At 59.1% G+C, this 18,334-nt stretch carries 20 protein-coding genes; 13 read left to right on the top strand and 7 right to left on the bottom strand.

What is annotated here, in order from left to right; translation table 11 throughout:
* Window positions 1-402 carry a c-type cytochrome gene (locus tag DI396_RS01900; protein ID WP_235851703.1) on the top strand — a complete coding sequence of 134 codons (402 nt, stop codon included), beginning with the start codon at window positions 1-3 and terminating at the stop codon, window positions 400-402.
* Between the two features lie 343 nt (window positions 403-745).
* On the opposite strand, the gene parE is transcribed toward DI396_RS01900, so the two are convergent.
* Window positions 746-2,704, bottom strand: coding sequence for a DNA topoisomerase IV subunit B (parE, locus tag DI396_RS01895; protein WP_110794443.1), 1,959 nt, complete (start codon window positions 2,702-2,704; stop codon window positions 746-748).
* Window positions 2,705-3,013: 309 nt separating this feature from the next.
* Between parE and DI396_RS01890 the strand changes: the two genes are divergently transcribed.
* From DI396_RS01890 to DI396_RS01875, 4 genes are all read left to right on the top strand, one after another.
* Window positions 3,014-3,973: a delta-class carbonic anhydrase gene (locus tag DI396_RS01890; protein WP_235851702.1), complete on the top strand. Its 960-nt coding sequence runs from the start codon at window positions 3,014-3,016 to the stop codon at window positions 3,971-3,973.
* A 330-nt stretch (window positions 3,974-4,303) separates the two neighbouring features.
* Window positions 4,304-5,008: a DUF1007 family protein gene (locus DI396_RS01885; RefSeq protein WP_110794833.1), complete on the top strand. Its 705-nt coding sequence runs from the start codon at window positions 4,304-4,306 to the stop codon at window positions 5,006-5,008.
* Window positions 4,990-6,024: a nickel/cobalt transporter gene (locus DI396_RS01880; protein ID WP_110794442.1), complete on the top strand. Its 1,035-nt coding sequence runs from the start codon at window positions 4,990-4,992 to the stop codon at window positions 6,022-6,024. Before DI396_RS01885 ends, DI396_RS01880 begins: the two co-directional genes overlap by 19 nt.
* 203 nt (window positions 6,025-6,227) lie before the next feature.
* Window positions 6,228-7,631: an MATE family efflux transporter gene (locus DI396_RS01875; RefSeq protein WP_235851701.1), complete on the top strand. Its 1,404-nt coding sequence runs from the start codon at window positions 6,228-6,230 to the stop codon at window positions 7,629-7,631.
* 220 nt (window positions 7,632-7,851) lie between these two features.
* Here DI396_RS01875 and DI396_RS01870 read toward each other — a convergent pair whose 3' ends face one another.
* Window positions 7,852-8,244: a hypothetical protein gene (locus tag DI396_RS01870; protein ID WP_110794441.1), complete on the bottom strand. Its 393-nt coding sequence runs from the start codon at window positions 8,242-8,244 to the stop codon at window positions 7,852-7,854.
* 162 nt (window positions 8,245-8,406) lie between these two features.
* Window positions 8,407-9,609: a pyridoxal phosphate-dependent aminotransferase gene (locus DI396_RS01865; protein ID WP_110794440.1), complete on the bottom strand. Its 1,203-nt coding sequence runs from the start codon at window positions 9,607-9,609 to the stop codon at window positions 8,407-8,409.
* Window positions 9,610-9,741: 132 nt separating this feature from the next.
* On the opposite strand from DI396_RS01865, the gene DI396_RS01860 reads away from it, so the two are divergent.
* The 3 genes from DI396_RS01860 (at window position 9,742) to DI396_RS01850 (ending at window position 11,297) form a co-directional block, all read left to right on the top strand.
* The gene (locus tag DI396_RS01860; protein ID WP_110794831.1) at window positions 9,742-10,176 is read left to right on the top strand and encodes a helix-turn-helix domain-containing protein; all 435 of its coding nucleotides are present in this window, start codon (window positions 9,742-9,744) and stop codon (window positions 10,174-10,176) included.
* Window positions 10,173-10,553: a succinate dehydrogenase assembly factor 2 gene (locus DI396_RS16670; RefSeq protein ID WP_110794439.1), complete on the top strand. Its 381-nt coding sequence runs from the start codon at window positions 10,173-10,175 to the stop codon at window positions 10,551-10,553. Before DI396_RS01860 ends, DI396_RS16670 begins: the two co-directional genes overlap by 4 nt.
* 246 nt (window positions 10,554-10,799) lie before the next feature.
* Window positions 10,800-11,297 carry a MarR family winged helix-turn-helix transcriptional regulator gene (locus tag DI396_RS01850; RefSeq protein WP_204362774.1) on the top strand — a complete coding sequence of 166 codons (498 nt, stop codon included), beginning with the start codon at window positions 10,800-10,802 and terminating at the stop codon, window positions 11,295-11,297.
* Between the two features lie 220 nt (window positions 11,298-11,517).
* On the opposite strand, the gene DI396_RS01845 is transcribed toward DI396_RS01850, so the two are convergent.
* Genes DI396_RS01845 through DI396_RS01835 form a run of 3 tightly spaced genes read right to left on the bottom strand, consistent with a single transcriptional unit; the run spans window position 11,518 to window position 14,340 of the window.
* Window positions 11,518-11,946 carry a VOC family protein gene (locus DI396_RS01845; RefSeq protein ID WP_110794437.1) on the bottom strand — a complete coding sequence of 143 codons (429 nt, stop codon included), beginning with the start codon at window positions 11,944-11,946 and terminating at the stop codon, window positions 11,518-11,520.
* Window positions 11,947-11,986: 40 nt separating this feature from the next.
* Window positions 11,987-13,426 (bottom strand): surface lipoprotein assembly modifier, encoded by a 1,440-nt coding sequence (locus tag DI396_RS01840; protein ID WP_110794436.1) that lies wholly within the window; start codon window positions 13,424-13,426, stop codon window positions 11,987-11,989.
* Entirely contained in the window at window positions 13,426-14,340 is a 915-nt protein-coding gene (locus tag DI396_RS01835) for a hypothetical protein (protein WP_110794435.1), read from the bottom strand. Before DI396_RS01835 ends, DI396_RS01840 begins: the two co-directional genes overlap by 1 nt.
* Window positions 14,341-14,544: 204 nt before the next feature.
* Here DI396_RS01835 and thyX point away from each other — a divergent pair, with 204 nt between their 5' ends.
* The 4 genes from thyX (at window position 14,545) to DI396_RS01815 (ending at window position 17,129) form a co-directional block, all read left to right on the top strand.
* The gene (gene thyX / locus DI396_RS01830; protein ID WP_110794434.1) at window positions 14,545-15,456 is read left to right on the top strand and encodes an FAD-dependent thymidylate synthase; all 912 of its coding nucleotides are present in this window, start codon (window positions 14,545-14,547) and stop codon (window positions 15,454-15,456) included.
* Between the two features lie 36 nt (window positions 15,457-15,492).
* The gene (locus DI396_RS01825; RefSeq protein ID WP_110794433.1) at window positions 15,493-15,990 is read left to right on the top strand and encodes a hypothetical protein; all 498 of its coding nucleotides are present in this window, start codon (window positions 15,493-15,495) and stop codon (window positions 15,988-15,990) included.
* A 339-nt stretch (window positions 15,991-16,329) separates the two neighbouring features.
* Window positions 16,330-16,731, top strand: coding sequence for a DUF2177 family protein (locus tag DI396_RS01820; protein WP_110794432.1), 402 nt, complete (start codon window positions 16,330-16,332; stop codon window positions 16,729-16,731).
* A gap of 116 nt (window positions 16,732-16,847) precedes the next feature.
* A complete protein-coding gene (locus DI396_RS01815; protein ID WP_235851700.1) occupies window positions 16,848-17,129 on the top strand; it encodes a hypothetical protein in 282 nt (93 codons plus the stop codon).
* Between the two features lie 89 nt (window positions 17,130-17,218).
* Here DI396_RS01815 and DI396_RS01810 read toward each other — a convergent pair whose 3' ends face one another.
* The gene (locus DI396_RS01810; RefSeq protein WP_110794829.1) at window positions 17,219-17,425 is read right to left on the bottom strand and encodes a cold-shock protein; all 207 of its coding nucleotides are present in this window, start codon (window positions 17,423-17,425) and stop codon (window positions 17,219-17,221) included.
* Window positions 17,426-17,615: 190 nt separating this feature from the next.
* Between DI396_RS01810 and DI396_RS01805 the strand changes: the two genes are divergently transcribed.
* Window positions 17,616-17,927, top strand: a complete 312-nt coding sequence (locus tag DI396_RS01805) for an ArsC/Spx/MgsR family protein (RefSeq protein ID WP_110794431.1) — start codon at window positions 17,616-17,618, stop codon at window positions 17,925-17,927.
* Window positions 17,928-18,334: the final 407 nt, after the last annotated feature.

Genomic DNA, 18,334 nt, shown 5'->3' with positions numbered 1-18,334 from the left:
ATGCAGATGAAATGGGGTTTTGGCGCGGGGCTCTGTGCGATAGTGGCCGCCTGCGCAACGCTTGATATGCCCGATGCGCTTGAGGGCAAGGCATTGTTCGATGAAAACTGTGCGGTGTGTCACGGGGCCTTGGGGCGCGGCGACGGGCCATGGGCCGAGGGGATGTCGCCGCCGGTGGCGGATTTGACGGCGCTATCGGTCAAAGGACAATTCCCGCGCGCGCGGGTGCTCTCGGTTATCGATGGATATGACCGTACCGGATTGCCCGGAAAAGACATGCCGGAGTTCGGTTTACTTCTGACCGGCGATACCGTTCCGGTGGACGTCGGCGACGGCGTTTTAACCCCTACACCGCGCCCCTTGGCGGCGCTTCTGGCCTATCTGGAAGCCTTGCAGGACTAGCGTTTGCGGCGCGAAAGCCTCTGTTTGGAATACGCCGGTATTTTGTCGGTATCGGGTCGGTGGCCGTAACGATACCCAAAACCCGCGCATGGCGCGATGGGCGCGCGTTAATGACGCCAGCTCGTATGCCCGTTGCGCCAAGGCAGCGCTTTGGCGGAGATAGGTTCGCCGCGTATCCGGCCATGATGAAGCAATCCGAACAACTCAATGGATGCAGAGAGTTTGTAGAAAGGCATGTTTCCCCAGAGGCGATCCGAGGGGCCTCCAAAACACGATGCGACGCGACCGGATAGAAATTCACCGGCGGGATGGCCGGCCCTTGGACATGGTTTAGGTTCGCACCCTAAACGTCCAACTCCTCAACAAATTTCGCATTTTGCTGGATATACTCGAACCGCAATTCCGGTTTCTTGCCCATCAACCGTTCAACCAGATCGCCGGTTTCTCCGGGTTCATCCTCGTCGATGGTCACACGGATCAATTTGCGGGTGGCGGGGTTCATGGTGGTTTCTTTGAGGTCTTTTGCATCCATTTCGCCCAGACCTTTAAACCGCGACACGTCGATTTTGCCTTTGCCGCCCAACCCCTTGGCCAACCACGCGTCGCGCTCTGCCTCGTCAATGCAATAGGCGCGTTTCGCCCCTTGGGTCAGCCGGAACAGCGGCGGGCAGGCCAAATACAGATGCCCCGCGTCGATCATCGGGCGCATTTGTGTGAAGAAGAATGTCATCAACAGCGACGCAATATGGGCCCCGTCGACATCGGCATCGGTCATGATGATGATTTTGTCATAGCGCAAATCATCCAGATTGAACCGCGTGCCAAGGCCGGCGCCGATGGCTTGGCATAGATCGTCGATCTCTTGGTTGGTGCTGATTTTGGAACTGGCGGCGCCGAGCACATTGAGGATCTTACCGCGCAGCGGCAGCAATGCCTGTGTTTTGCGGTCGCGGGCCATCTTGGCGCTGCCGCCGGCACTGTCGCCCTCAACGATGAAAAGCTCTGTGCCCTCGCGCGCGTTGGTCGAACAATCGGTCAGCTTGCCGGGCAGGCGCAGCTTCTTGGTTGCGGTTTTACGCTGGGTCTCTTTTTCCTGACGGCGGCGCAGACGTTCCTCGGCGCGCAGCACAAGGTAATCCAAAATCGCGCCTGCCGCTTTGGTGTCTGCGGCCAGCCAGTTGTCGAAATGATCGCGCACGGCGTTCTCGACAAGGCGCTGCGCCTCGACAGTGGCAAGGCGGTCTTTGGTTTGGCCGACGAATTCCGGCTCGCGGATAAAGCACGAGACAAGCGCGCAGCCCCCCGCCATCAAATCCTCGCGGGTGATCTGGGTGGCTTTTTTGTTGTTGGCCAATTCGCCATAGGCACGGATGCCTTTGAGAATCGCGGCCCAAAAACCGGCCACATGGGTGCCGCCTTCGGGGGTGGGCACGGTATTGCAATAGGATTGGATGAACCCGTCGCGCGCCGGGGTCCAATTGATTGCCCATTCGACCTTGCCAGGCGTGTTGAAGCGTTCGTTGAAATCGACGGTGCCGGCAAAGGGCGCATCGGCGTAGGTCGAGGATTTACCGAGCGTCTCGTTGAGGTAATCGGCCAGACCGCCGGGGAAGTGAAATGTCGCTTCGGTCGGGGTCTCGCCATCGTCAATCGCGGATTTCCAACGGATTTCGACACCGGAAAACAGATAGGCCTTGGACCGGATGGATTTGAACATCCGCGCAGGTTTGAACCGGTGCGCGCCGAAAATCTCTTCGTCGGCGTGAAAGGTGACCGTGGTGCCGCGCCGGTTCGGGGCCGCACCTATTTTCTCCACAGGCCCAAGCGGAATGCCGCGCGAGAATCGTTGTTCGTAGAGCTCTTTGTTGCGCGCGACCTGTACGACCATACTGTCGGACAGGGCATTGACGACCGATGCGCCGACGCCGTGCAAACCGCCCGAGGTTTGATAGGCATCGCCGCCGAATTTGCCACCCGCGTGCAGGGTGCACAGGATCACCTCAAGCGCGGATTTCTCGGGAAACTTCGGGTGCGGATCAATCGGAATGCCGCGCCCGTTGTCGCGGATCGTCACGGCATAATCGGCGTGCAGCTCGACTTCGATACGGCTGGCATGGCCGGCCACGGCCTCATCCATCGAATTGTCGAGAACCTCGGCCACCAAATGGTGCAATGCGCGTTCATCGGTGCCGCCGATATACATGCCCGGCCGTTTACGCACCGGTTCCAATCCTTCGAGAATCTCGATCGAAGAGGCGTCATAGGTTGTGGTCTCGGTAGAGGCGAGAAGGTCGTCTGACATGGGCGCTGCTCATTATGCTTGATTGGCAAACACTATGGCATCTTGGCCCTTCGGTGGAAAGGCATTTGCCACGAGTTTTAGCCGCTTTTAAGGACTGTTTGAGGCAATAGACCGTGCCTGCGCAACCGGATTTAGGCGACTATTAACGCAAGAAACATAGCTGTTGCAGGAATTCCGGCGGCGCATGGCCGTGTTGTCGATTGTGCCAAAATTTCGGTGTCGCGGCGCGCCCCGCCCAAGAACGGCGTTTTTGACCTCAATGCCGTGTCGCATAACCGGCCCTGCGCCGCCCATAACAGGAGCCATCCGATGACGATTTTCCGCGCTTTTTGTTCTGATACCGTTGCCGCGCTGCGGGGCATTGCATCTGCCGGTGCGCGCCGCAGAAATGCTCTGCGCGGGCTTTGCGCGGCGATCATGGTGGTGGCAAGCGTGGCGCCGGGGTGGGCAGGCGCGGGCCACGGGAGCGCCAACGGGTATGGCAGCAACGGGCAAGGCAGCAGCGGCGCGCTGTGCCAAGGTTACGGCCCACAAACGCCGCGCGACATCTCACAGCACGCGGGAGCAAGCCGCCGCGTCTTTGCCCTTGCGCCGCCGGCGCGCGACATGAACCTGTGCAACATCCATATGCACTCCAATGCCGAACATCGCGGCCCGGGATTTTCGGTACCGGCAGCGGCGGACACAGATGGCGGTTTCCTGTGCAACAACAGCCATACGCTCACCCGTGCCGAGCGCGCGCCGGTTAAAAAACGACCCGGCCGAAACCGGGGTATGATGGGGGTCAATCCGGGGGATACAATTGAGGTGCATTGGGTGTTTTCCTCTTGTGATGTGGCGCCAGGGCCGGCGCCCGGTTCTTGCCTGTCACCGCGGTGTGCCAATCCTGAATTGCGTGTCGAAAGTCAGGTCTTTTTGGTGGTGAATGATCCCAACGCCCTCGATTTCGAATACTTTGCCTACGGCGGTAATCGAGTGAACGGGTTTCACCAACCCAAGGAAATTCCGGGGGGCACCGGTGCTCCGGTGGTGTTTGCCGGATCGTCTGCGGGGACGGAATATTCGGCCTCATCCTGTTCACCCTATCAAGTCACATGGTCGGTCCGCCCCAATTGCGCCAAGGTCGACATCCAGTCGGTCCACGATTGGGCCGATAGCGGCAATGTCTTTCACGAATATCGCAGCCACGGCGTGCGCCCGCTGGTCACCGCACCGGAGCTCTTGTCCCCGATCAACAGCGCGGAGATGCAAGGCAGGGTCGGCCACTAAAGGCGCGATTGGGCGATCCGCCGGGCGTAGGGCGCAGGGCGGCATTTGAAGCGCGACGAGCAGCGCGATGAGAAGAGCACAGGGCAGGGCCATCGGTTCGGGCGGTTGGCCCATGCTGACCGGCATGGGCGCGTGGAGGGGGCGCTGGCCCCTGCTGAAAATACTCCCTTGGCCGGTCAATCACGGTAAAAAGGGGCGCGTCATGCGCGGGTATGTGCAGATGCAACGCGGGCCGCCGTCGCCGCCGAAGATTGCGCGAATCCTCGCCGCCCGTGATCGGGCGCCCCAATTGACGCTTGCGATGGGACGGCGGTGCGTTAGAGATTGCATATGGTTTTGTCGCTTCCGTTTCGTTTGTGCCCCTCTGTGCGGCGCGCTGTGATACCCGCTGTGGCGGTGTGGCTCTGCAGTGCCGTCAGCCCGGCTCTGGCACATCCGCATATTTTCGTCGAAACCGGATTGCGGCTCGAAATGGATGGCGCGGGTCATGTGGTCGGTATTGAAGTCACCTGGACCTATGATGAGCTATATTCGCTTTTGGTGCTCGAAGATCTTGAATTGGATGATGATTACGACGGGGCACTGCGCCCTGACGAGATCGAAAAGCTCAGCGGTTTTGATCTCAATTGGGCCGCAGAATTTGCCGGGGATCTCTATCTTTTCCCTGCGGCGGGCGCCGACATATCCCCCGAGGACGAGACCGGGGCCTTGGCGCTCGGCGCGCCCGAGAATCGCGGTGCGCGCTTTTCTGAAGGCAAGATCACGACCGTGCATTATCGCGCTGTTCCCGCGCAGGCGGCCGAAGGCCTGCGGCTGCGCGCCTATGATCCGACCTTCTACACCGCCTATGAAGTGTCAGGCCGGGTCGATGCCCCGGCGCCATGTCGCGGGTTGGTCAACAAGCCCGACCTCGAGCGCGCCTATGCCGAGGTCGAACGCCGCTTGGGCGGGCGCTCTGCCGAGGTCGATGATTATCCCGAGGTCGGAGCCTTTTTTGCAGAAACTTTGGTCATTTCATGCGATCCGGCCTCTTGAAGGGCGGCGGGTTCTGGGCGGGTTTGGTGCTGATTTTTGCGCTCGGGCTTGGCTATTGGCTTTGGGGTATGGGGGGCTTTTCCGGCATTGCGCGCTGGGCGTCAGAGTGGCAACGACAGGTGCAAACTACGATGGCGCATGCCCTGCGCGCGCTTAAATCCGGCGAGGCCGGGGCGCTTGTGGGGCTATGGTCGCTGTGCTTTGCCTACGGGTTTTTCCACGCCGCAGGGCCGGGACACGGCAAGTTGGTCATCGGCGGATATGGTATGGCGCAACGGGTGCCGGTGCGGCGTCTGCTGGCCTTGGCTCTGGCCTCATCTTTGGCCCAAGCGGCCACGGCGGTGATTTTGGTCACTGGCGGCATCGCGATCCTTGGTTGGGGCCGGGCGCAATTGACCCAGACGGCAGACCGGTTTTTGGAACCGGTCAGCTATGGCGCGATCGCGCTGATTGGTTTGTGGCTGTTGTTACGCGGAGCGCGCAAAATCTGGCGTCAACTGCGCGCGCGGCGTGCTCCTGTCCAAGCGCAAGATCAAAGGCATTACGCCGATCTTCACGGCCTTCATCATAGCGATGCGCCTGCGGATAAGGCGTTTAACGACCGTTATGGCGCAAGCGCCGATGATGATCATCACCTACATGCGGATGAGGGCGTCTGCGGATGCGGGCATAAACATGGCCCGACATTGGAAGAGGCGCAATCGGTGCGCAGCCTGCGCGATGCGGCGATGTTGATCGGCGCGGTGGCGATCCGGCCTTGCACCGGCGCCGTGTTTTTGTTGATCCTGACCTGGAAAATGGACCTTTTGGCCGCAGGCATTGCCGGGGCGTTTATCATGGGGTTGGGCACCGCGAGCATCACGGGATTGGTTGCCGTGGCCGCAGGCATGATGCGCGAAGGTGCGTTGGCGCCATTGGCCAGCGGCGCGGTCGCGCGGGCGATGGCTCTGGCCGAGGTTCTGGCAGGGGGGCTCATCGCCGCTGTCGCGCTGCAAATGGTGATGCGGCTGATGTAGAGCGGCGGGTAAACATCCTGATGTCGGGCAATGCGCGCGGTAGCCGTTTATCATCAGCGCTAGTTCTACCGGCTGTCGCGGGATCTGATTGCGGCTTACCCTCATCCGGTGTGCGCCCCTTGGGGGCCGCGCATCGAAAATGGGTGACGCCCCCCGTAAACCTCCGGCTTGTGGCAGGTTTGGCGCTTCTGTAAGTCATTCTCATGAACCGCAAAGCGCCTCCCCCTGATATGGCCGGATCTGCGACGCCCGAACTGAGCGTCGGCGGTCACATTCGTGCGGTCAGCGTGTTGGGGGTGCCGTTGATCGGCAGCCATGTGGCGCAACATGCGATCCACCTGATCGATGCGGTGATGCTCGGTCGCTATGACGTCGAGGCTTTGGCCGCTGAAGTTTTGGGTGGCACGTTGTTTTTCGTGTTGTTCATCATGGGCTCCGGGTTTGCCTTTGGCGTGATGCCGATGGTGGCCGAAGCCATGGGCCGCGGCGCAGAGGCCGAGGTGCGCCGCGCTACGCGCATGGGGCTTTGGATTTCGCTGGCCTTCGGGGTTTTGACCCTGCCGCTGTTTTTGCTGTCCGAACCTATCTTCATCGCCATCGGGCAAGAGGCGGAAATCTCTCGGCTTGCAGGAGAATATTTGTCGGTTCTTGGGATTTCGATTCTACCCGCTTTGATGGTGATGGTACTTAAAAACTACCTTGCGGCGCTGGAGAAAACCCAGGTGGTTTTGTGGATCACCCTGATTGCTTTGCCGCTGAATGCCTTGCTGAATTATCCGCTGATTTTCGGCGCCTGGGGCGTGCCGGAAATGGGCGTTCTGGGCGCGGCGATCGGCAGCCTTCTGGCGACCACGTTTTCGATGCTGGCGCTGGGCGCATATATCTGGATCTATGTGCCGCAGCATGAAATTTTTTCTCGGATATGGCGCCCCGATTGGGAGGCTTTTGCAGCGGTTTTCAAGCTCGGCTGGCCCATCGGGGTTTCCAATCTGGCCGAGGTTGGGCTGTTTGCAGCCACCTCTATGATGGCTGGCTGGCTTGGTACAATCGTGCTGGCGGGGCATGGGATTGCCCTGCAAATCACCTCGCTGACCTTTATGGTGCATCTGGGGCTGTCCAATGCCGCGACGGTGCGGGCGGGGCGGGCGATGGGGCGCGGTGATGGCGCGGGGCTCAAACGCGGTGCGCGGGTGGTGATTGTGATGTCGATTTGCGTGGCGTTGATCACCGCAGCGCTGTTTGTCATTTTCGGTGAGACGTTCGTCGGGATGTTTTTGTCGGCGGATGATCCGGATCGCGCCAGCGTTGTCGCCGTGGGCGGATTGCTTTTGATCGCGGCGGCAGTCTTTCAACTGGTCGATGCGGCACAGGTCATGGGGATCGGGTTGCTGCGTGGATTGCACGACACCCGCGTGCCGATGGTGATCGCTGCGGTGAGCTATTGGATCATCGGCGTGCCGGTCAGTTACCTGCTCGGCTTTACCTTCGGATATGGCGGTGTGGGCATATGGCTCGGGCTTGCGGTCGGATTGGGCTTTGCCGGCGTGGCGATGATGTGGCGGTTCTGGCGCGTGGCCGCGCCCAAGGTCGGCCCCGCCAGGATTTGACACCGCGCTGTGACAATCCCGGGGGGATGCGGGCCCGAAGTTTATGCGGGCGGGCAATTCAATTCTAGCTCAGGCGCATGCCGGTGTCGCATGGCAGTATGGCCCGATCGGACGGCCACGGGTTTTTGCTGTCGATCGTCGGGGCGCAGGTTGCGCGCGATCTGCGCTGCGGATGAGCGACAGACAGAGAAGACTCAGGGAGCGAGAGGCGGCGCTAGGGCTACAACATCCTGTCGGCTTTCTTACGCACCAGAACCGTGCGCAGGTCATGCATTGCCAGCAAAAGCGCATCGGTCACCGCTTCCAATTGCGCGCCTGTGGCTTTGCTTTGTGCCCAATGGGTCGTCTGGTTGAGATAATCCACCGCGCGATAGATATCATCAATATCGCGCGCCGCCAGAACCGCCATCCGGTCTTGCATCCAGGCTTTGATCGCTGCGAGGTCCGCTTCTGACAGAGTGCGGTCGCCATGCGGTTTGATCTCACCATTGCGGATATTCACCACCGCGATCTGGTCCATATCAATCCGTCGTTGACGGTTTTCGGTATCGACGCGAAACACAAAAGCCCCGTTGTCACGGACGCGAAAATAATAGTCGGGAAGATCGGACATGGGGCGTTCGCCTGTCGTTATTGTCTATGAGGTCGACTGTGCCGCGCCGCGCGGGGTTTTTCAACCACGCGCAGCGGGTGCGGATGCCCCGTGGCAGATGAAAACCGCCGCGCAGCATGGCAGGTGGTTCGAAATGGACCCGCCATTGCCGCCACGGCGGGCTTAATTCAGCGCCGCGCAGAAATCTTGGATACGGCTGCACGCTTCGGTCAGGGAGGCGTCCGAGGTGGCATAGCTGACGCGGAAGCAGGGCGAGAGGCCGAAGGCCGCGCCAAACACCACCGCCACGCCGGTTTCCTCCAAAAGCGCTTTGGCAAAGGCCTCGTCGGTGTCGATCAAGGTGCCGCCCTTCGAGGTTTTGCCAATCAGTCCCGCAATCGACGGATAGACGTAAAACGCCCCCTCGGGCACCGGGCAGGTGAGGCCGTCGATCTCGGAGAGCATCGACACCACCAGATCACGGCGACGCTTGAACATCTCGTTGTTGCTGGCGATGAAATCCTGCGGGCCGTTCAAGGCCTCAAGCGCCGCATATTGGCTGATCGAGCAGGGGTTGGATGTGGATTGCGATTGGATCATCCGCATCGCGCCGATCAATTCCTTCGGCCCCGCCGCATAGCCGATCCGCCAACCGGTCATCGCATAGGCTTTCGACACGCCATTGCAGGTGAGCGTGCGCTCATACAACTTGGGTTCGACTTCGGCCGGGGTGCAAAAGACGTAATCATCATAGACCAGATGCTCATACATATCATCGGTCATCACCCACACATGCGGATGGCGCAACAACACATCGGTCAAGGCCTTCAATTCATCGCGGGTATAGCCTGCGCCTGTCGGGTTGGAGGGCGAATTGAAGATGAACCATTTGGTTTTGGGCGTGATCGCCGCCTCAAGCTGCGCCGGAGTGATCTTGAAGTTGGTTTCGAGGCTGGCCTCGACGGCAACGGGTTCACCGCCGGCCAAAAGCACCATATCGGGATAGGACACCCAATAGGGGGCGGGGATCACCACCTCGTCGCCGGGGTTCAATGTGGCCATCAGCGCATTATAGAGAATCTGTTTGCCGCCGGTGCCGACCGAGACCTGTGCAGGCACGTAATCCAGTCCGTTGTCGCGTTTGAGCTTGGCGCAAATCGCCTGCTTCAATTCGGGGATGCCATCCGGCGCGGTATATTTGGTTTTACCGGCGTTGATCGCGGCAATACCGGCGTCTTTGATGTTCTGCGGCGTGTCGAAATCCGGCTCGCCCGCGCCCAATCCGATCACATCACGCCCTGCGGCCTTTAGTTCGCCCGCCATGGTCGTCACGGCGATGGTCGGCGAAGGTTTCACGCGGGCAAGGGTTTTGGAAAGAAAGCTCATTTACTGCGGCCTTGGTTTGTGTTCCGGTCGACCATGTCTTAGGCTCGGGCGCAAAGGCGATCAAGCGCGAAGGCCCGCACCATGTCGCAAATCCCGCCAAAAGCTTCTATGGCCATCAATTCCGGGGAAAATATGAGCCACGCACCAACGCAATCGACAGGCGATGATAATCCGGCAGACGTGAGTTCCGCATGGTTCGACCCCGATGTCACAACATTTGGCGACCGGCTTGCCGGTGCCCGTGAGGTGGCGCAGTTGACGCAGGCGGAGATGGCAAAGCGCCTCGGGGTGAAGCTCAAAACCCTGCGCGGATGGGAAAATGACCTGTCCGAGCCGCGCGCCAACCGGTTGTCGATGATCGCCGGTTTGCTCAATGTGCCGTTGGTCTGGCTTATCACCGGCGAAGGCGCGGGCGGCCCCGAGGACACCGATCCGGCGCTGAGCCGGGATGTGCTTGCCATTCTGACCGAGATCCGCGATTTGAAGGGACAGTTGTCGCAGGCTGCCGACCGTCTGGGACGGTTGGAGAAAACCCTGCGGGCCACGTTGAAGGATGAAGCGCGATGAGTGATCAGGTGAAACCCACCCCCGCAACCTCTGCCGCAAGCAAAGCCGCCACCAATGCGGTGCAAGATGCCGCCCACGCCCGTGCTTTGCACGAGGGTTCGTATCGCGCCGAGAATGAGAGCCGCGACACGCGGGTGCGCCGGTTGAAGCTGCGCTCGATGCGGCGGGGAATCAAAGAAATGGACATCATCCTTGATGCCTTTGCCAAAGCGCATCTGGATAAGATGACCGAGGACGATCTTGCGGCTTATGACGCTATGCTGAGCGAGAACGACCAGGATCTTTATCAATGGGTCACGGGGCAGGTCTCCCCGCCCGAGGCGCATGAGGCGATGGTGCGCCGTGTTGCCGCCCACGCAGGGGCCAGCGGCGCCTGAATCCCGCGTTTGCCCGCAACCGAATCCTCTCTTTCCCCCCGTTTTGCCGCGTCTCATGAGGCGCGGTGTCCTGTTTTGCAGCTTAATTTCACCAAAATCTCTGAAAAACTGCGAAGAGTGTGTCGTATTTTAGACGTCTTTGCCTCCGTTTAACGGAATGTTGGCGGTTTTGCCTCAGGGTCGATGTTCAACGGACGGATGGGCCAACAAACGCTCGCCGGCGCTAGTCAACGCACGGAGACAAAAATGAGTATGAATAAACCTCTCGGGCTGGCCGAGGAACAAGGCTTTATGAACGCCTATCTTGACGCACTTGCATTGGTGGAACGACTTCACCGGTTGCTGCTTGACGTGATCAAGGATGAATTCGAACGGGTGGGCGTTCTGGAGATCAATGCGGTTCAGGCTCTGCTCCTGTTCAACATCGGTGACAATGAGGTCACCGCCGGCGAATTGAAAAGCCGCGGATACTACCAAGGGTCGAATGTCAGCTATAACCTGAAGAAACTGGTGGAAATGGGCTTTATGCACCACCAACGTTGCGAAATCGACCGTCGGTCGGTGCGCGTGCGCCTGACGGAAAAGGGCCGTTATATTCGTTCGGTGGTGTCCGAATTGTTCGCGCGCCATGCCGAAGGTCTGGAGGCCGATGGTGTTCTGGGCCCGATGGGGCTGGACGAGATCACCGCGTCGCTGCGCCGTGTTGAACGCTATTGGAGCGATCAAATCCGCTATATCTACTAAGCGACGATAGACGGTGTGACCGGCCTGCCGGGCTGGTTGCGGCGAAGGCTATCCTCCGTGTATGTCGAGCAGACCGCCTTGCAGGCGGCAACAGGTTCGGGGCGCCCCATTCGGGAGCGCCCCGTCTCTTTTTTGGCGGATTTATGCGCCATCGCAGGTGCACCGCCCAAAGGGTGGCGGTGGCGCGGTCCGGCGCGCGCGGCGATTATGCCCCCGTGGCTTACCAGTGACCGGTGTTTTCCATACTGGCCCATGGCTCTTGCGGCGGGAGGTGTTCGCCGTCTTGCAGCAGTTCAATCGACACATTGTCAGGGGAGCGCACAAACGCCATGTGCCCGTCGCGCGGCGGCCGGTTGATCGTTACGCCCGCATCCATCAATTTTTGGCACATCTCGTAGATGTTTTCGACGCTATAGGCCAGATGGCCGAAATGGCGGCTGTCAGAGGGCAGCGCATCGTCGCCATCCCAATTATAAGTCAATTCGACCGGGCATTCCTCTTGCCCGTCTGGTGCCATGAACACCAACGAAAACCGCCCGTCTTCATTGTCGATCCGGCGGGTTTCCCTCAGCCCCAATAGGGCAAAAAAAGCCATGGATTTTTCAAGGTCTTTCACCCGAACCATCGTGTGCAGGTATTTGATTTTCATAGCCGTCCTCTTGGTGTCGCTTTTGCCCTGCCGGTGTGGGTCAAAAGCTGGATTCAATCCCGAAACCCACCGACATTTCGGTGGTGTCAAAGCGCGAAACATTGGACCGGTTCTTACGCGCCTTCAAACTAACACTTGGGGCAAATCCGGCATAGTCAAGGTCGTGAAAGAGAAAATTCACTGTGCCGAATGTTGACCGGTCCGACCGGTCCACCGTGCCAAAGCTGCGGTAAAGCCCGTCATGGGTGCCCATGCCAAGCCCGAGGCTGATCTTGGCCGGCCCGATCGCTTGGTCGAAACTGTATTTGGCATAGAGGGTCACGCGGTCATAGGTGGCGTTGCGGCTGCTGCCGTCATTGGCGGTGTAGCTAAGGGACAATGCGGCCAAATCGCCGCTGTTTAAACGGTGTTCGATTTGCGCCGAAGCGGAGCGGCTGGTTGTGGTTCCATAGGCGCGATCTTCGAACCGGCGTTCCTCGATAGCGAAATCCAGATGTAGCCGCGTGCGCGGCGCAAGCCGCCAGTTGGTTTCGACACCGGCCTGCAAAAGTTGTTGATAGACCGCGCCACCATACCATGTTTGCCCGACCGAAAACGACACCGCGCTGTGGTGGCCGCTGCCGACCGGCAGGGCAAAGGCGTGGCGCAACCCGGCCCGCGCCACGGTCGATCCGAAATCGGCGTTCTCAATGTCGTCGTCAAGCAGTGTCGCTGTCGCAGCGGCCAGATCATAAGCCTCTTGCGAAAGCACCACGCGGGTCACGCCGAGCGCCCCAAACAGCCGTGTTTCGCTGACGTCGCTCTCACGCAACTTGTAAGAGGTCTGCAGATCGGCGCTGATGGTCAGCCCCTTGAGCGCCTGATCATAGGCGCTGATCGCAAACGGGATGGCGAAATAATAGCCGTCGATCAGGAAATACTCACCGTCCGATCCGCCATTGACGTTGGACGAGGGCGAGACATTAAACTGCAAGTTAAAGCTCAGCGGGTTGCGGGCGCGCACCACACGGTAATCTTGCACCACCTGCTCGCGCGCCTGTGCATGCGGGGCATAGGGCAGGGACCGGCGCAACCACATTTGCGCCCGCGTCGGTTGCTTTGCGTCAAACGATAGTTTGGCGGCCAATTGCGCCGCGCGGAATTTGTCGGCCTTTTGCGGTGCAAGGCGAAACGCCTGTGCTGCCGCGCTGCGCGCTGCGGTGATCTGTCCCAAACGCGCAAGAGATTCCGCCAAGAGGTAATGGCCAAATCCGTCCTTTGTGTCACGCGCGATCAAGGCGCGGGCAATATCGCGGGCGACCTCGGGGCGGTTGTCTTTCAGCGCCGCAATCCCGATCATCCGGGCCTGTGCAAGGTCAACGGTGACAGGTTGCGCAGCGGGCGGCGCTTTGACGACATCCTGCGCCGCCGCTGTCATATCAAAGCATAGAAAAGCCACCGCAAATACTGCGGCGCGCCCGAGGGCGGGACTGCGCGCCATTATTCTTCGGCGCAAAGCGCGCCTTCGCCGGTGACGCCGCAACGTGAGAGAACAAAGATGCCGTGTTCTTCTTCGTTTTCGAGCGTGGTATCCCCGCCCCAGTTCGAGGCCTGCACGACGCCCGCAACCGCCGTCGCGCCATCGCCGCCAAATATACCGCCCCAATTGCCTTTTTCTTGTTGATCCACCGAAGTTGTGCCGAAAAATTCGCCGTTTTCATCAATCGGCGCAGCATCTAGATCCAGCCGGGGAATGCCAACGTAGGTTGGGTAATCAGTGAAGATCCGATCAGTGATGCCGCCATTGACGATGCCCTGGTTAAAATCGGCATTGATCAAGATCGTGCCTTCAAGCCGGGCGGATTGATCGGCGCGCAAATCGTCGGGCACCGCACCGCCAAAGACGACGCTGTTGCCGCTCAAATTGGTCACCGCGACGTAGCGCCCCGTGTAGGACACGAGGCCGCTGTCGGGTCTGACGTAATCGCCCGTGCGCTCATAGGCACCGCCGGCATAGAAGGTTCCGAATTGCCCGCCGTCGCCCGCGACCATCGCACGCACGGTGCCGTCCGGATCATCGCTGATCTTGGCAAAGCCGGTGAAATGGCGTTGCAGGTTGGTTTGCTGTTTGGTGAAGGCGATATAGGGGCCGACATCAAGGCTGGGCGTGCGGGTATAGGTGTCGATCAGGGCCGCACCATCGAGCGTGGTATAGACTTGCAATGTTGGCGTGCCGCCTGCTTCGGAATAGGAGGCCGCCTCGAGGTTATTTGCCAATTCCTCGGGGATCGTGCTTTCTTCGGCTTTATCAATGATCTCTGCTTCGGATTCGGTTGAAAACGGGTTGGTGCCGCTGCCTGCCGCGCAACCGGCCACAGCCAATACCGCCAATAGCGATCCTGCGAATTTTATCATGATACTTGCCCTTTACACGCTGCTCGGCCCAAATTCCCCGCGCTGCTGTAAAAAGTCAACGGCACTATGTTGGCGGTGACGGGTTTTTTCACATGTGTTGCTGTGGCGTTTTCTACGTCTCATTGCGCCATATTGTGGTGCCAAACGCTTCTCAATCAATATAGTGTGGTCTCCGACTCGCCATACTGACAGAGGATCAACCCCATGCCCGTCACGCCCGACCAACAAGCCGAAATCGACGCCGAACGCGCCAACCCGCGCCAAACGTTACGTGCCACATCCCCCGGGATGGAGCAGCACCTCTACACCGCAATTCCGGTTCTGGATCATGGGTTTGTGCGCGTTGTGGATTACATGGGCGACGATGCCGCGATCTGTCAGGCCGCCCGCGTCAGCTATGGCAAGGGCACCAAATCGGTGCAAAACGACGAAGGGCTGATCCGCTATCTTATGCGCCATTGGCATTCGACGCCCTTCGAGATGTGCGAAATCAAGCTGCACGTCAAATTGCCGGTTTTCGTCGCGCGCCAGTGGATTCGCCACCGGACCGCCAACGTCAATGAATACTCGGCCCGCTATTCGATCCTCGACCGCGAATTTTACATCCCCGCGCCCGAACACCTTGCGGCGCAATCGGTGGTCAACAACCAAGGCCGCGGCGACACATTGTCGGGCGAAGATGCCGCCAAGGTTTTGGAAATTCTCAAGGCGGACAGCTCGCGCGCCTATGATCACTACGCCGAATTGATTTCCGAAGAAGAGGGCAGCGTCGGTTTGGCCCGCGAATTGGCGCGGATGAACCTGCCGGCGAATATCTATACCCAATGGTATTGGAAGGTGGACCTGCACAACCTGCTGCATTTCTTGCGCCTGCGCGCCGATGCCCACGCCCAATACGAAATCCGTGTCTATGCCGATGCAATTTGTAACGTGGTCGCCGATTGGGTGCCCTTCGCGTTCAAAGCCTTCGAGGATTACCGCATGGGCGCCGTGTCGATGTCCGTGCAAATGATGGACAGCCTGCGCCGGATGCTCAAAGGCGAAGAGGTCACACAGGAAAATTCCGGCATGAGCGCGCGCGAATGGCGCGAGTTTATGGGGGTGATTGAGGGGTAGGGGGACCTGCGGCTCGGGATACAGATAGGTGATGTTATGAGTGAAATCGGTAAGCTGGTGTTTGACCATACGGTTGCAAAGCTTGAAGCCCAACGGGGGGATTTGTCCAATCTTCGAAATCAGGCAGCAATGTCGTTGGCGATGACAGGCCTTGTGGGTACATTCTTCGCAACCATTTTTGTGGGCATAGGCGGGGCAAGCGGTGGTGTCGCCGATTTCACGTCACGGTTGGCAATTCCATTGCTGTTAGTGGTCATCCTGTTTGCGCTCTCTCTCGGATACGCCATGTCGGTTGTTGTTTGGCTCGAAGATGTGACGTTTTCTTTTGATGGCCCAACGATGTTTGAGATCTATGATGAATTGAATGACACAGATGCTTTCTATCGGAAGTATGCGGAGGACGGGGAATCCTATTTCGGAGAGAATGAAGTTAAAATTAGTAAGGCCCAACATCGCCTATGGATGGCGATGGTACTTGGTTGGGGCCAGATAATCCCTTGGTCTACTATAATTAGGAGTATGCTTTTTGTCTGACGATAAGAAAACATCGAACGGAGTGCCAAAAACAGGAACCACGACACGAAGGCTCCGCGTTAACAATGGTGAGAACAAGCCGGGGTCCGGTCCTTCGAAAGGCGGTCGTTCTGCTGACAAACCCGCAGCGTCTGGTAAACCGCCTAGCGGGACAAAAAAGTAGTCAAGCTTGTCTGCCCCGTGCCCCGCACGGGCCGCGCCCGAACCGCCCCCACGGGGCGGGCGCTCTACGCCCACCCCGTGGGGGCGGCCCTAATGATGTGGCGCTTCGGTCGGGCGGCGCGTTTTATGTGATCCAAACCCCGCCGCGCCGCGTATCCTTTGCAAAAGGACAGACACATGCCGCTCATTATACTCTACATCTCCACCGCGATTATTTTCCTCGGGCTCGATGCCGTGATGCTCAAAAACGTCATGCGCCCGCTGTTCGAAACCCGCCTTGGCGATCAACTGCTTGATGACCTGCGCCTTGGCGCGGCGGCGCTGTTCTACCTCGCCTATGTGGGCGGCGTTCTCTATTTCGTTTCGGCCCCCGCATTGCGCGATGGCGGCGCATTGGGCGCGGTGTTCCTGTCCGCTGCGATCCTCGGCGCCATGGCCTATGGCACCTATGAATTCACCAATTTCGCCACGCTCAAAGCCTGGGATTGGCGGATGGTGGCGGTGGATCTGACGTGGGGCGCGGCGCTGACCGGCACCTCTGCGGCGCTTGGCCTATGGATCACCCGCGCTGTGACATGACCTTTGATGCCTATCGGGGGAAGCCGCGCCGCGCGGGCGAAAATGCTGGACCCGCCGGCGCAATCGCTGTCTACTTGGGCCATAAAAACGGTGATGTAATGTCGGGGACTGAAATTATGAAACTGAAAACAGCAATCTGCGGGGCATTTGCTTTGACTGTTCTGGGGGCCGGCGCGGCGCTTGCCGATGCGAAAATCTATCCTGAAACGCGCTTTGGCAATTTTTGCCCTGCCGGTCATCAGCCCGTGCGTATTGATGGCGTGATCTGCTGCGGTCAGCCCAACCAAAGTGTCAGTTACCAATCCATGATGCGCCTACCTGCAGGCAAAGTGCACCGGGCCAAATCAGCCAAACGCGCCCTATGTCCCGTGGGCGAAAAAGGCTGCCGCACGCAATAACGTGTTGATGCCGATTGACGTATTCAGAAAGGGCGCCGAAGTAACTGCGCCCTTTTTTGCGCGCTGATGGGAGGCTTGCACTGCGGCGCTTAGACCAGTTTCAACTCGCCCGCCATCTGCCGACCGTCGCGGCCCTCGGTCAATTCGAACTCGACCTTTTGATTATCGCTCAATCCGGTGAGCCCCGATCGTTCCACGGCAGAGATATGCACGAACACGTCCTTTCCGCCGCTTTCGGGTTCGATGAACCCGTAACCCTTTGTTGTATTAAACCATTTCACGGTGCCACTGGGCATGTCCGTGTCTCCTTTTACCTTAAGTCCTTTGGGCCAAACGGGCCCGATCACCGCCGAACCGCCTCTTTGCTGCCAAAGTTGACGTATCGGCAGCTTTGATGTTTGCATCTTCCCCGCAAAAAGCAAGAAAAACTGGGGTGCAGTGCAGCCCGCCGCCTAGTAAATAGGCGTGATTGGTGAGAGGGCGAAGATGAGAATCTATGGATTAAAGACCTGTGATACCTGCCGTAAGGCGTTGAAATCACTTCCAGATGCCGAATTGGTTGATGTGCGCACCCAAGGGGTGCCGCCCGAAGTTATGGCGCGGGCCTTGGCGCAGTTCGGCGAAAAACTGCTCAATACCCGCTCAACCACATGGCGCGGGCTGAGCGAGGCAGAACGCGCGCGCGCGCCGTTGGACTTGCTGGCCGATCATCCGACCTTGATGAAACGGCCATTGATTGAAACGAAGGGCAGGCTCTACCTTGGATGGGGGGCCGAGGTTCAGGCAGATCTGGTTTAACTTGCTGATGTTAAAGGCGGGATCGTGCTTTGACATCAACTGATCCAAGGCAACCGCCCGCCGCCGCGCGGCACCAACCAAGGCGCGCACCGGTCCAAATTTACCGCAGCGGGCGCGGCATCACACCATGTGCAAAGGATTTCAAACAGGGCGATGGCCATCACCGAGTGTGCTGTGGCCGAGGACCGGAATGAGAGCAGCAACATCACCGCGAAACCGGCCCGTGGCAGCATTGGTAAGACGTCAAAACAGGTGTCGTAAAGATCAGGGTAGCGCCAAGTTGCATGCTGTTGATATGTATGGAATGGAATATCTCACCGCCACTTTCGGTGCATAACTCGTATGTTTTTGGTTGAAAATGGAAAGCAGATGTGACGAGTGAAAATCGCGATTTTGAGAAAATTCGT

Source organism: Litorivita pollutaquae (genome assembly GCF_003205515.1).
In the GTDB taxonomy this organism is placed as follows: domain Bacteria; phylum Pseudomonadota; class Alphaproteobacteria; order Rhodobacterales; family Rhodobacteraceae; genus Litorivita; species Litorivita pollutaquae.
This window is presented reverse-complemented; position numbering and strand designations above follow the sequence as displayed.

Bases quoted from the DNA above. Each gene is read 5' to 3' on its own strand.
- DI396_RS01900 (WP_235851703.1), top strand. From the start codon at position 1: ATGCAGATGAAATGGGGTTTTGGCGCGGGGCTCTGTGCGATAGTGGCC.
- parE (WP_110794443.1), bottom strand. From the start codon at position 2,704: ATGTCAGACGACCTTCTCGCCTCTACCGAGACCACAACCTATGACGCC.
- DI396_RS01890 (WP_235851702.1), top strand. From the start codon at position 3,014: ATGACGATTTTCCGCGCTTTTTGTTCTGATACCGTTGCCGCGCTGCGG.
- DI396_RS01885 (WP_110794833.1), top strand. From the start codon at position 4,304: ATGGTTTTGTCGCTTCCGTTTCGTTTGTGCCCCTCTGTGCGGCGCGCT.
- DI396_RS01880 (WP_110794442.1), top strand. From the start codon at position 4,990: ATGCGATCCGGCCTCTTGAAGGGCGGCGGGTTCTGGGCGGGTTTGGTG.
- DI396_RS01875 (WP_235851701.1), top strand. From the start codon at position 6,228: ATGAACCGCAAAGCGCCTCCCCCTGATATGGCCGGATCTGCGACGCCC.
- DI396_RS01870 (WP_110794441.1), bottom strand. From the start codon at position 8,244: ATGTCCGATCTTCCCGACTATTATTTTCGCGTCCGTGACAACGGGGCT.
- DI396_RS01865 (WP_110794440.1), bottom strand. From the start codon at position 9,609: ATGAGCTTTCTTTCCAAAACCCTTGCCCGCGTGAAACCTTCGCCGACC.
- DI396_RS01860 (WP_110794831.1), top strand. From the start codon at position 9,742: ATGAGCCACGCACCAACGCAATCGACAGGCGATGATAATCCGGCAGAC.
- DI396_RS16670 (WP_110794439.1), top strand. From the start codon at position 10,173: ATGAGTGATCAGGTGAAACCCACCCCCGCAACCTCTGCCGCAAGCAAA.
- DI396_RS01850 (WP_204362774.1), top strand. From the start codon at position 10,800: ATGAGTATGAATAAACCTCTCGGGCTGGCCGAGGAACAAGGCTTTATG.
- DI396_RS01845 (WP_110794437.1), bottom strand. From the start codon at position 11,946: ATGAAAATCAAATACCTGCACACGATGGTTCGGGTGAAAGACCTTGAA.
- DI396_RS01840 (WP_110794436.1), bottom strand. From the start codon at position 13,426: ATGGCGCGCAGTCCCGCCCTCGGGCGCGCCGCAGTATTTGCGGTGGCT.
- DI396_RS01835 (WP_110794435.1), bottom strand. From the start codon at position 14,340: ATGATAAAATTCGCAGGATCGCTATTGGCGGTATTGGCTGTGGCCGGT.
- thyX (WP_110794434.1), top strand. From the start codon at position 14,545: ATGCCCGTCACGCCCGACCAACAAGCCGAAATCGACGCCGAACGCGCC.
- DI396_RS01825 (WP_110794433.1), top strand. From the start codon at position 15,493: ATGAGTGAAATCGGTAAGCTGGTGTTTGACCATACGGTTGCAAAGCTT.
- DI396_RS01820 (WP_110794432.1), top strand. From the start codon at position 16,330: ATGCCGCTCATTATACTCTACATCTCCACCGCGATTATTTTCCTCGGG.
- DI396_RS01815 (WP_235851700.1), top strand. From the start codon at position 16,848: ATGAAACTGAAAACAGCAATCTGCGGGGCATTTGCTTTGACTGTTCTG.
- DI396_RS01810 (WP_110794829.1), bottom strand. From the start codon at position 17,425: ATGCCCAGTGGCACCGTGAAATGGTTTAATACAACAAAGGGTTACGGG.
- DI396_RS01805 (WP_110794431.1), top strand. From the start codon at position 17,616: ATGAGAATCTATGGATTAAAGACCTGTGATACCTGCCGTAAGGCGTTG.